Here is a 12,048-nt window from a genome sequence, read left to right as displayed (position 1 = left end):
CCGTACGTAACGAGCGCACGAGAGCGCGCTTGATCTTGGCGTCGTCATGCCAGTCAAGGCCTGCTGCTGCCATACGGTGTGGCGATGCAGAGGTTAGCGTTGTTCGATCTCGACAACACCCTCGTCCCGCGCGATCAGGCATTCGCCGCTTGGGCGCAGGAGTTCACCGCAGAGCATGACCTTGACCCCAAGTGGGCCACCTGGCTGATCTTCGCCGACGCGCATCACGACGGCCCGATGAACACGTTCTTCGACCTCGTTCGCGACGAGTTCGCCTTGAGCACTCCCGCAGACCAGTTGTGGCGACAGTACCGACACCGCATGCCACAGTTGGTCTCGTGCTCTGCGGAGGACCTCGCAGGGCTGACCAAGCTCCGCCGCCGGGACTGGAAGGTCGGGATCGTCACCAACGGCATGACCGACAACCAGCTCGGGAAGATCCGCAACACCGGCCTGGACCGACACGTCGACGCCTGGTGCATCTCCCACGACGTCGGCATCCGCAAGCCCGACCCACGCATCTTCCAGCTCGCGGCCCACCGCTGCGGCCTCACCATCGACGGCGGCGGGTGGATGATCGGCGACAGCCTCACCCTGGACATCGCCGGCGGCGCCCGCGCCGGCCTACGGACGGTGTGGATCCCCGAGCCCCGTCTCGCCCGCCAGCACGCCACATACGGACCAGACTTCTTCCTTCCGCCAGCGCCCGACGCCACTGTCACGTCGGTCGCCGAAGCTGTCGACGTGCTGCTCACGGCCGAGTAACCGGCAGCCATGCAGCCCTGCCCTGCTGGTCGACACACGCCCTGCGCGGCAGATGAGGGCACCCGATCTTGTCTTCGACACGTCCGATGCGATGCCGGCCTACGGAATCGCTCCGCGAGGTGAGCATGCTGATCGCGTTCGGCATTAAGGCGGCCATTCTGATCAAGGTCGACCAGGCGGCCAGCCGGCGGAAGAAGGGTTCCAAGGGCGGCCGGCCGCCGGTGTTTGACCCGGTGACCTACCAGCAGCGTCACGTGGTGGAGTGCGGCATCAACCGGCTTAAGCGCCACCGCGGGGTAGCGACTCGGTACGACAAGCTCGCCGTCCGCTACGAGGTCACCGTGCACGTCGCAGCGATCAACGAGTGGCTACCCCGCTCCTGAAACGCGGCCTAGAGCAGGTCTGGAGGCGGCCCCCATCCCTGCCGCGGACCTCTACATCTTCGGCGGCGCGGCCGTGGCTGGCACCTACACCGACCGCATCAGGGGATCGCGAACCTCCGGCCGCTGAAGCCGCTCCCCGAACCGATCACCGACCCGGACCAACTCGTCCGGCTGAACATCCACCGGCGCGACCGCCTCGGTGGTGTCCTTCACGAATACGAGCACGCCGCCTGAGCTGCCCAGATGGCATTCTCAGCAGGTACAAGATCAGTGCGACCTGTTCGCTCGTGCACGTCCACACGGTGTCGACCCCGGCCGGGGCCGACCTGCGGGTGCCGAACCGAGCCTCACCGCGGCCGCCCCAGCACCCGCCAGTAATCGCCGGCCGGGTCCCGGGCGGCCAACCAACGCTCGGCGTCCGCCCGCGGCGGCAGCACGTCGAGCAGCAGCTCGTGCAGCCGGATCGCGCGCGGCGCCCGCTCCAGCACCCACGCGTCGACCGCCGCGACGGCGCCGACCTCGGCCGGCTCGCGGCGCAGCAGCGCGGTGTGGTCGAGGTCGGTGGCGATCCGCAGGCCGGCGCCCTCGGCGAACACCGAGAACACGACGGTGCGCTCCCCCGCACCGACGGCGAGCGTCACGTCGAACACCAGCACATCGTCGCCGTCCGGCACGGGCAGCAGACCGGCCGCCGGCACGAGGTAATGCACCGCGAACGTCACCTTCGCATGATCCCCCACCCCTGAAAGTGGTCAACCGTCTCCTCCCCGGCCCCGCCGGGAAGCACAATTCCTCGGCCCACATCGGCAGGCGGCCGCGTACCGCTACATCGCCGAAGGCATCGCGGTCCTGGCCGCGCAACGACCTGACCTACACGACGCCCTGCGCCGGGCCGCCGACGACGACTGGACGTTCGTCATTTTCGACGGGAACTGGTCGCCAGCGACCGGCTGGCCGAGACGACCACCAGCGTCAAAGGCAGCACGATCGACGCCTGGCACTCCGGAAGCACCGCGATTTCGGCGCCAACATCCAAGCGGTCATGATTCCGGACCGACTTCCGACGCGATACCCGGCCATCTGCACGACCTGAGCTGCGCCCGGGACCTCGGCGTGACCGTCGCCCTGAGTTACTCCGCCGCGCACCTCAGTGGCCCGGCACTGGCTGACGCCGGCTACGACGGTGCACGGCCAGAGTGATGTGCTGGCCCCGGGACACGTGACCACTGCGGCTGACGGTCCGGTCGACCTCGACCGCCTCGCCGGGCGGGGCCTGCGGCAGAGGTCGGCGAGGTTGGTCGCGAAGATCAGGTTCACGTGGTCAAGGAGCCTTGACCACCAGTACGTAAGAGACGGCATCGATGCCGCAAATTTGTGTCCGAGGGGCGATCACGACCATGAATCCATGATCGTCGTCCGGGAAGACCTACAACTGGCACCGACACCTGCAACTCCTGCGGCCTCGTCCTCGACCGGGACCTCAACGCCGCACGCAACCTCGCCGCGATCGCGCGTGAAGCCACAACCGCCGGGAGTGGCCCGGTGGCAGGACGTGGAGCCGACCATGAGACCCGCCCCGGTGGGCAGATGGCCGTGAAACGTCAACCCGGCACCACCAACACGGGTAAGACCGGGACCGTCCCACCATCAGGCGGGACTGCCGACCATGTGCTCACCAGAGCGCACTGAGAGGTAACGGCTCAGCCCATGTGCACGGCGCCGCCGGCGGGGACGTCCTGCCGGTGGACCTTGATCAAAATCAGGGTCGTCAGGCCGGAGAGCAGGATCAACCCGGCGCCCCAGGCGAAGGCCACCGAGTACCCGTGGACCAGCGCCCTGACCTGGGTGGCCGGGCCCGGCGCCCGGGTCGCGAGGTACCCGGTGACCGCGCTGGTGTACATGGTGTTGAGCAGCGCCGTGCCGAGCGAGCCGCCGATCTGCTGGGTGGCGTTCAGCGTGGCGCTGGCGGCGCCCGCGTCGTGCTCGGGCACCGCGTACAGGGCGAGGCTGGACAGTGGCACGAACGTGAAGCCGAGCCCCAGGCCGAGGACGACCTGGGCAGGCAGGAGGTGGGTGACGAACGAGGTGTTCACGTCGATCTGGGTGAGCACGAGCATGCCCAACGTCGCGAGCGCTGCACCGCCCAGCATCAGCGGCTTCGCGCCGACGCGGGGCAGCAGCTGGCTGGCGCCACCCGCGGCGAGCAGCACGCCGGCGGTTACCGGCAGCGAGGCCAGGCCGGCCTCCAGCGGCGTGTACCGCAGCACCACCTGGAAGTAGAAGGCCAGGAAGAGGAATGCGCCGAAGAGGCCGGCGCCGATCAGCGTGGAGGCGAGGTACGCCCCGCCGCGGTTGCGGTCCAGCAGGATCCGCATCGGCAGCAGCGGGTGCCTGGAGCGCAGCTCGATCAGCACGAACGAGGCGAGCAGCGCGACGCCCACCACGATAAGCGTGATCGTCGCGGTGGCGCCCCAGCCGTTCCTGGCGGCCCGGGTGAACCCGTACACCAGGCTCACCAGGCCGGCGGTGACCACCAGCGCGCCGGGCACGTCGTACCGGGTGTCGCCGTGCGCCCGACTCTCCGGCACCAGCGGGATCGCGGCGGCCAGCGCCACGGCGGCGATCGGGATGTTGACCAGCAGGCACCACCGCCAGTTGGCGTACTCGGTGAGCACGCCGCCGAGCAGCAGGCCGACGGCGGACCCGCCACCGGCGATCGCGCCGTAGACGGCGAAGGCCTTGGCCCGCTCCCGCGTCTCAGTGAACATCACGGTGAGCAGCGCGAGCGAGGCCGGGGCGAGGAGCGCACCGAACGCGCCCTGCAACGCACGCGCCACGAAGAGCATCCCGCCGCTGGTGGCCAGCCCGCCGACAGCCGAGGCGAGCGCGAAGCCGGCCATGCCGACCAGGAAGGTTCGCTTGCGGCCCCAGTAGTCGGCGATCCGGCCGCCGAGCAGCAGCAGGCCGCCGAAGGTCAGCGTGTACGCCGTGACCACCCACTGTCGGTCGGCGTCGGTGATCGCCAGGTCGGCCTGGGCCTGGGGAAGCGCGATGTTCACGATCGTGGCATCCAGCACCACCATCAGTTGGGCGACCGCGATGACCGCGAGCGCGACCCAACGCCGCGGGTGCGCCGCTGCCGCCGCCTCGGCGCCGGGCAAGCCGGGGCCGGTCGAGGTGGTTCCGGGCATGGGGCAGCCTCCGTGAAGACTCGTTGCCGGCGGTGTACGTCGGGACGGTCAGGCGGGGTGGGGAGCGACCACCTGGGTCAGGAAGGCCTCATCGGCGAGCGGGGACAGGCGGGGGCCTGGGATGTGACCGGCGCGAAACCCGTGTCACGTCCCACGGTAGTTGGTGGGACTCCGTCCGCGCAGCGGCTTCGGATGCGAGGGGATCGGCGCCCAGCACCACAAGACGGTTGATGGAGCGATTCCCGCGCCGGAACTACCGGCGGGCTCAGCGTCCGGCGGTTACGGGCGTCACCGGCACGCTGACCACGTTTATCCGGGAGCCGTCGCGGGCCGACACCTCGTACTCTGCCCCGCTGCTCGCGGAGACGGGTGGGAGTGACGCCGTGGCAGACACCGGATGGGCCGACTACTGGTGGGCTCTCGTATTCAACTGTCGCCAGTTCTCCGAGGAGTCCCACCGGCTGGTGACCTTGTGTGATCGCCAGCCGCGCACGGCTCCGCGTCCCGCCGGTCTCCTCGAGGAGGCGGCTGGTGGTCTTGTCGTGGTAGCCGAGAGCGTCCGCGATGACGGGGCGGGCAGTTCGAGGAACTGCTGTCGGATGGCGGCACCGCGGACGGCTGCGACCGGGACGCCGATCCCGCACATGACCGCGGAAAGGTGGCCGGGGCGGGCCGGCTGGGGAAGAGCCGGCGGGGTGCCCGGCCGAACCGGGTGCCGTCGATCAGCGTCTGACGATCCGGTCGAGGACTGTGGCGATGCCGGACTTGACCCCGCCGGGCCACCGAGATCGCGCAGGCCATCCTCGTCCTCCAAGCCGCCGCCGAAGGCGCCCGCTACCGACGATGAAGATGACTCCATAGACGCTGGTCAAAGCTCTTCCTAATATGGTCCCTGCCGTTCGGCAAAATATCCCTATCCCCCGTCAGGAGACAGACTTGATCAGGCTTTCGCTTTCGCTGGTCGCAGCGGCTTTTCTCGGCCTTTCCGCCGTGGCCGCACCCGCGCAGGCCGCCCCGGCACCGGCCCACGCGGTGGCGCAATCCGACCTCGGCATTCAGGTCGCCCCCACAGGCTGCACGACGTGGGTGCAGTGGGTGCAGGAGGGCAGCAACAGCTACTACTACGGTCGCGGCAACGTGCAGTGCGCCACCGGCCGCTACAAGGTCAAGCTTCAGTGCCGCAACCTGCAGACGGGCGTGGGGTACGTCATCTACGGTGGCTATGCGGTGAACGCGCCGGGCACGGCCACCACCACCTGCTACAGCGGTAACGTCGCCGAGGGCGTGTACCCCGTCGAGGACCCACTGCCCACGGTCGGCGTCACCGGTTGCGTCTCTTGGGCCGAGTGGGTCCACCAGGGGAGCAGCCACTGGTACGGCCGCGGTACCGCCCAGTGCGACACCGGCACCTACCGGGTCCAAATCCAGTGTCGCAACGTGCAGACAGGCCAGCGATACGTCGTCTACGGCCCGGTGGTTACCGCCCCCAGCATCTCCACCACCACCTGCTATCAGGGCAACGTCGCGGACGTCGTGTCGGGCGTGACGGCGTGACGGCTGCCGTGGTCGCGCCGCACCGCGCCGACTAGGGTTTAGGCCAGCGACCGGACGCGCGATCCGGTGGGGGCGGGCCCCAACACCAATCTCGGCCAGGGACAGCGCCACGCCTCTTGCGAGCTCGTCACCGCGCGCCGAACCAGCGCGGGAACCGCAACCGAACCGGGTCATCGGCAGCCTGCCGGAAGGGCGCGGGTTCCTGCGGTCGCCGCGACATGCGGCCAGCGTTGAGGCCGGGCAGTACGTGAGTGGCCGGGCCGGGCGAACCCCCGGCCCGGCCACTCACAGAAACGCGTCAACCACGTCGTCCGACGGATCGAACAAGCGGAACGGTGGGTGTTCGGGGCCGCGGGAGTCAACGGAAAGCTGGCCGAGCCATTTCCCACGTTCCTGACGTGCACACCGCCGCATGGTCTGCCGGTAGGCAAGGCGGCGCCGCGCCCGCTCTCGCGGGCGCGATCGCGGTCGTCTACCGGGGAGGCAGCGATTTCACCCTGCTCGTCGTCACCGGAGCCGGCCGCGGCTGTCTGGTCGAGGTCAACGCCGAGGGCTTCTTCGCGCCTCACTCCCACACCGACCTGGACTTCCTCGCCTGGTCTGAGCGTTGGTTGGACTTCACCCCTGGCCGGACATCGTGATCTGACCTGGTTCGCAGACCAGATGGCCGGCGACGAAGCACCGCTCGTGGCCGTGCCGTTCTCGCGGCGCGCCCTGTTTAGCCCCGGCAGAGCGCGCGAAATCGCGCAAGCGTGCCGGGCCGCAGAGGTCGGTGCCGCCGTGTTTCGTAAACCCGCTCACGGAACATCAACGAGCCGTCCTCGGCGACATGTTCGGGTGCTTCGTGACCAGCGGCGAGGACCTCCTCGGCGCGGCGGGTGCGGGTCCGGCCCGTAGCAGCGGGTGAGGGGGATAAATGGCTTGCACAGGCGCCGGGTTGAGAGTTTGACTCCTCGCCATGCCTTCCCCCTCACCGATCTTCGTCGCGGGAACGGGTCGTTCGGGAACGTCACGGATCGCCGACATCATCGGCGAACATCCGCTGATCCATCGGATTCCCATGGAGACCCGGTTTCTCATCGACCCGGGTGGCTTGCGGGACCTGGCCGACGCGCTCACCGATCGATACGACCCCACCGTCGCTGAGGACGCCCTGCACCGGGTGAGCGACTTCCTCACCGTACGAGTGCCGGGCCGGCGCGACGATCGCGGCAAAACCGTTCCCGAACTTGTCGGCGAGCGGCGCTACCGGGACGCGGTGCAACAGCTCTGGCCGCAGTTGATCGCGTACACATACGACGAACCTGCGCCCGCGGAAGGCTTCGGGAACGCCGACCGGCCTGCCGGGCCGTTCGAGCCGCTGAGCCGCCGCCGGGTACTTCCCAGGTATTTCAGCGACCGGGACGAACTGCTCGGAATCTTGCGGGGCCTGATCGACACCCTGTTCGGCGGAGCAGCCGCCGACGCGGGCAAGCCGACCTGGTGCGAGAAGACACCGTTCAACCTGCTGTGCATGGAGTTCCTCTGGGAACTGGTCCCCGAAGCGACCATCGTGCACATCAAGCGTCACCCGGTCTCAGTGCTCGCATCCCACCTGGCCCAGCCATGGGCACCGTCCACCGTCGACGGCGCGCTCGCCTACCTCAAGCCGGTCTACCACCGATGGCTCACCTGGAAGAACACGGTCGACCTCACGGGCAGGCGATACATCGAGGTGAAAGCAGAAGATCTCGCAGCCGACTGGCCCGGCCAGCGCCGCGCCCTGTTCGAACGGCTCGACGTCGACGACTACGCCACCCCTTCAACGTTTCAGTCGCACAAGCTGACGAACCGCAACAACCAACTCGACCACGAAACCCGCGAGTTCATCGAAGAAGCACTCGGCAAGATCATCCCGGCCATGGGATATGAGTGACGACTCTGGCTCTCCACCTTGACGACGCCGCGTCGCGCCCCTCGAACGCCCGGTAGATGCTGCTTCAGCCGAACCGCATCGCAGACCTGTGACCTTCAGAGGTCTATGGCGCTGAACCTTTGCCGGTACTTGGCGCAGCGCCGGGTGGACGGGATCGGTCGCGGGGGTGATCGGTAACGTTGTGTAACGACCGACCATCCAGCGAGGCGAGCCGCTCGGCGTCCGCTTCTGCCGATGAGCGGATACGCGATGCACCGATTGTCGCGGACCGCGTGGCTGGTGGCCGCATCGGCCGATGCGGTGGGTGGGGACATCTCGTTGACGGGCCTGAGCACACGTGCTTACGTGTACCGGTGGCGCTTAAGAGGATTTTCGTGGGGCGAACCGGCCACGTCCGCTCCGGGTGGAAGGTCACAGGCTTCCTCGTACTGTCCCTCGTGTCCATAATGGTCGCCGCCGTACTCACCGGAATGTTCGCTCCGGCCTGGGCGCTGCAGGACGGGCAGCCATGGCCGGTGGTGGCGGTCAGCGCGCTGCTGATCGCCGGTGTCTGGGCGCTCTGCCTCCGGCTTGAAGGCCGGAGCTGGGCAGATGAGGGTCTGGTGCCCGACGGGAGGCGGCTCGGTCAGTTCGTCGCCGGCCTGGCCGGTGGGGTTGCGCTCGTCGGCGGCCCGGCGTGGCTGCTGATGCTTGGCGGGGTCCTGTACTGGCAGCCGAACCAGTCGTTCACCGCCCCGCTCATGGCCTCGGGTACCGCCTATTTCGTGGCCGCTGTCCTGGTCGAGGAACTGATCTTTCGCGGCTACGCATTACGACGGCTCGCCGAGGGCATCGGCGTGATCAAGGCCGTCGTGCTCCTCGCGGCGATCTTCGGCGGCTACCACCTGCTCAGCATCGGTTCGAGCCCGGCCGTCAAGAGCGGCGGCACCGAACTGCTCTGGACCGCCGCCGGGCCGCTGATCGGTGCGATCGTCTTTGGCGTCGCCGCGCTACGAACCGGCAGCATCGCGCTCCCGCTCGGCCTTCACCTCGGCTGGAACTGGACGCAGTGGCACTTCTTCACGTTGCCCGGCGATGACAATCCAACCGGGTTGTGGACGCCGTTGATCTCGGCGCAGCATGCCGGAAGCCCGGCCCCGTTCCGGATCGGGTACCTGGTGGCGATGACCGTGGCGCTGCTGGCTATCGCCGCGATGACGCGTCAGCCGCGCGGCCGACGCCCGGTGACCCTCGCGGCCGGACTGCCGTAGCCGTCACCACCAACCCGGCGAAGGCGGATCCGAAATTCGGCACTTCGTCTAGCGTGTCCGGCGGAACATGGCCTCCTGAAGGTGGCCTATTGGCTTGAGATGTCGCTGGTGACTCCGGCGTTGTGGCGGAACGCGAGGAGGTCTGCCGCGTCGGGCAGCCGGATCGGCGGATCGGCTGCCCGCATCGCCAGGAGACCGGCGATAGCACCGCGGCGAATCGCGTCGTCGATGGCCTTCCGAGTGCCGGCTGGCAGGCGGTCCCAGGTCGCGGCGGCGGCGCAGAGATGGCAGGGCGCGCCGACGCGGTCGGGGAGGCTCGTACCACAACGCTGGCTGCAGCCCGGGCAGGAATAGTCGAGCGCGTCCTCAGTCTCCGGCTCAGCATGGTCGGACCAACTGGATACGGGACCGCTTGATCACGTTTCCGCTCATGCCGCGAGCCGCGCGTTACGCAACGTGACTCAACGTCGGTGGGCCGCCGCTCGACGATGTCGATGACCCGACGTGCGCCAACGGCGGCGGTACGGCGCCTTCCGCTTCCGGGTCGGGTCCGCACACCGACGGTGCCGGTGTTGGCCTCCCACTACGTGCTGCTGTGCCAACGGAACTGCTCATCAGGTGCCTCACGCCGGTCAAGCACACCCGCTCGGACTAGGGCCAGCAGCGCGTCATGAAGTCCCTCGCCCAAGGCAGTATCAGACCAGAAGACGTGCTTAGCGCGAGTGAACCCGTCGTCCCCGAACAGGCCAAGGGCTCGCCCAAAGACGAACGCAGCCCCGTCCCAGTCGGTCCATTCCGCGAGATCAATAGCAAGAGACATGCCTGCGAGTATGTCCTCCGATCCATGTTCTACGGGCACGCTCATGCCGCCGGCCGAGCGCTAGCCACCGCGACAGACCTTGCGGAGGATCTGCGTCCGAGTTGTCAGGGGCGATTGTGTACGAACCACGCGTCACCGGCGGGCAAGGCAACGGCGACCTCCCAGCGGCTCAGGCCGAGGTTCGGGGCGAGTGCCTCGAGCTGGCCGGCTGCGGTCCACGCCTCGTCGCCCGGTGCCGGGCGATGACCCACCTGGAACTGCAGCATGGTGCCCCATGAAGCGACCAGGCGGGCGTCCCACCGGTGATGCCACTGCGCCAACACCTCGGCGAGCGTCCGCTGGTATTCCGGGGTGAGCGCACCGAAGAAGTCCACCCAGTACCCCGAGCTGCGGACGTCGCTGGTGGGCAACAACATGAGCAGGACGCTGGTAGGCGTATACCAGTAGTCGGTCTGCGTCACGAACCGCACGCTGTCAAGCACCCGGGCGTACAGGTCGGCGTCGGCGAGCAGCCGACCGTACAGCGCCCGCTCCAGCACCGGGCGCGGAGTCGGCAGCACCACATCCGACACCAGGTCCGTCAGGTCGACGCGGTCCATGCCACGCGTGTAGTACTCGACCTCACACTCGTCGACCTCGTCGTCCTCGCTGTAGTGGCGGTAGGTCAGCCAGGGTTCGGAAGACTCGGCCGCCTCGGCGAACGCGCGCAGCTCCGACTCCGACGGACCCGGCTCGGGCTCGGGCCGGATCCGCAGTGTGTCGTTGAAGTCGTCGGTGACCATGACGGGCCGGCGTCCGATGACCGGCACCAGTGCGTCGGCAGCCTGCCAGGCCTCGTGCAGGCGATTGGGGTCGATGTCGGCGACGAGGACAGTGCCCGACGGACCGTGCCCGATCGGCAGGCCGGCCAATGGCGTGCCGACGAACGCCGCTTCGATCTGGTGCAGGTCGTTTCGCACGGTGCAAGTGTCTCCGATCATCGACGCGGCGTTAGGGTGGGTCCGGGTGCATATCAGGGTCCGGCGAGCAACGCATGCAGCATCGACCAGGTCTGGTCGAGAGGTTCCTCGCCGTGACCGGACAACTGTCATCGCCCTGATGCCACCCGCAGAACCCACCTTGACCAGACCATGACCCGGGAAACTCGGTAATCCTCCGACCTACCAACCAGCCGGCCATCACCTGGGCTGCAGCGCACACAGCTGGCACCCCTCTGGGGACTGTACAAATAACGGCTGATCGACCGATCAAGGGAGAGACGCCAGATGACGACCGAGATCACCTCGGGGCAGGAACCGGCCGGCGGGTCGGTGAGTGCGGTCACGGATGAACAGTTGATCGCGATGCTGGTCGATCGAGCTCGTGGTGACGGGCTGAAGCTGACCGGCGAGGGCGGGCTGCTGCAGCAGCTCACGAAGCGGGTCCTCGAATCCGCTCTGGACGGTGAGATCACCGACCACGTCGGCTACGACAAGCACGACCCGGCAGGTCGAGGTAGCGGGAACACCCGTAACGGCAGCCGGACCAAGACCGTGCTCACCGATGTCGGACCGGTCGAGGTCCGGGTCCCACGCGACGCCGCCGGGACGTTCGAGCCGCAGATCGTGCGGAAGCGACAGCGGCGCCTGACCGGGGTTGACGACATGGTCCTGTCGTTGTCGGCCAAAGGGCTGACCCACGGCGAGATCAGCGCCCACTTGGCCGAGGTGTACGGCGCCGAGGTGTCGAAGCAGACCATCTCCACCATCACCGACAAGGTGATGGACGGGATGGCTGAGTGGCAGAACCGGCCCCTCGACCCGGTTTATCCGGTCGTGTTTATCGATGCCATCAACGTCAAGATCAGGGATGGTCAGGTCGCGAACCGGCCGATCTACCTCGCCCTCGCCGTCACCGTCGACGGCCACCGCGACATCCTCGGCATCTGGGCCGGTGACGGCGGCGAAGGCGCCAAGCACTGGCTGCACGTGCTGACCGAGCTGAAGAATCGCGGCGTCGCCGATGTGCTCATGCTCGTGTGTGACGGGCTCAAGGGCCTGCCGGAGGCGGTGGAGACGGTCTGGCCGCGCACGATCGTGCAGACGTGTGTGGTGCACCTGCTGCGCAACTCGTTCCGGTACGCGGCCCGGCAGGACTGGGACAAGATCGCCAAGGCGCTCAAGCCTGTCTA

The 12,048-nt window shown here is 68.2% G+C and carries 9 protein-coding genes and 1 pseudogene; 7 read left to right on the top strand and 3 right to left on the bottom strand.

The genetic code is table 11. The annotated features are described in order from the left end of the window. The first annotated feature begins 84 nt into the window (after positions 1 to 84). Complete coding sequence (locus tag ABT006_RS23660) at positions 85 to 765, top strand: HAD family hydrolase (protein WP_350709843.1); 681 nt, start codon at positions 85 to 87, stop codon at positions 763 to 765. Between the two features lie 140 nt (positions 766 to 905). Continuing rightward, a pseudogene (locus ABT006_RS23655) lies at positions 906 to 1,148 on the top strand (IS5 family transposase); the annotation flags it as partial. 347 nt (positions 1,149 to 1,495) lie between these two features. Here the strand turns inward: ABT006_RS23655 and ABT006_RS23650 are convergent. Continuing rightward, complete coding sequence (locus ABT006_RS23650) at positions 1,496 to 1,870, bottom strand: hypothetical protein (protein WP_350709652.1); 375 nt, start codon at positions 1,868 to 1,870, stop codon at positions 1,496 to 1,498. Positions 1,871 to 2,848: 978 nt separating this feature from the next. Next, positions 2,849 to 4,339, bottom strand: coding sequence for an MFS transporter (locus tag ABT006_RS23640; RefSeq protein WP_350709650.1), 1,491 nt, complete (start codon positions 4,337 to 4,339; stop codon positions 2,849 to 2,851). A gap of 936 nt (positions 4,340 to 5,275) precedes the next feature. Here ABT006_RS23640 and ABT006_RS23635 point away from each other — a divergent pair. The 4 genes from ABT006_RS23635 to ABT006_RS23620 all read left to right on the top strand — a co-directional run bounded on the left by ABT006_RS23635 (position 5,276) and on the right by ABT006_RS23620 (position 9,058). Continuing rightward, a complete protein-coding gene (locus ABT006_RS23635; RefSeq protein WP_350709649.1) occupies positions 5,276 to 5,893 on the top strand; it encodes a hypothetical protein in 618 nt (205 codons plus the stop codon). Between the two features lie 398 nt (positions 5,894 to 6,291). After that, positions 6,292 to 6,534, top strand: a complete 243-nt coding sequence (locus ABT006_RS23630) for a hypothetical protein (protein WP_350709647.1) — start codon at positions 6,292 to 6,294, stop codon at positions 6,532 to 6,534. A gap of 317 nt (positions 6,535 to 6,851) precedes the next feature. Next, positions 6,852 to 7,808, top strand: a complete 957-nt coding sequence (locus ABT006_RS23625) for a sulfotransferase family protein (RefSeq protein WP_350709645.1) — start codon at positions 6,852 to 6,854, stop codon at positions 7,806 to 7,808. Between the two features lie 446 nt (positions 7,809 to 8,254). Beyond that, a complete protein-coding gene (locus ABT006_RS23620; RefSeq protein WP_350709839.1) occupies positions 8,255 to 9,058 on the top strand; it encodes a CPBP family intramembrane glutamic endopeptidase in 804 nt (267 codons plus the stop codon). A 924-nt stretch (positions 9,059 to 9,982) separates the two neighbouring features. Here the strand turns inward: ABT006_RS23620 and ABT006_RS23615 are convergent. Further along, on the bottom strand, positions 9,983 to 10,837 hold the full coding sequence (locus ABT006_RS23615; protein WP_350709644.1) for a DUF4253 domain-containing protein: 855 nt from the start codon (positions 10,835 to 10,837) through the stop codon (positions 9,983 to 9,985). A gap of 384 nt (positions 10,838 to 11,221) precedes the next feature. Between ABT006_RS23615 and ABT006_RS23610 the strand changes: the two genes are divergently transcribed. Further along, positions 11,222 to 12,048, top strand: an 827-nt coding sequence (locus ABT006_RS23610) for an IS256 family transposase (protein ID WP_350709837.1), incomplete at its 3' end; no start/stop codon positions are given.

It is taken from the genome of Micromonospora sp. NPDC002717, assembly GCF_040295705.1.
Lineage (GTDB): Bacteria > Actinomycetota > Actinomycetes > Mycobacteriales > Micromonosporaceae > Micromonospora.
This window is presented reverse-complemented; position numbering and strand designations above follow the sequence as displayed.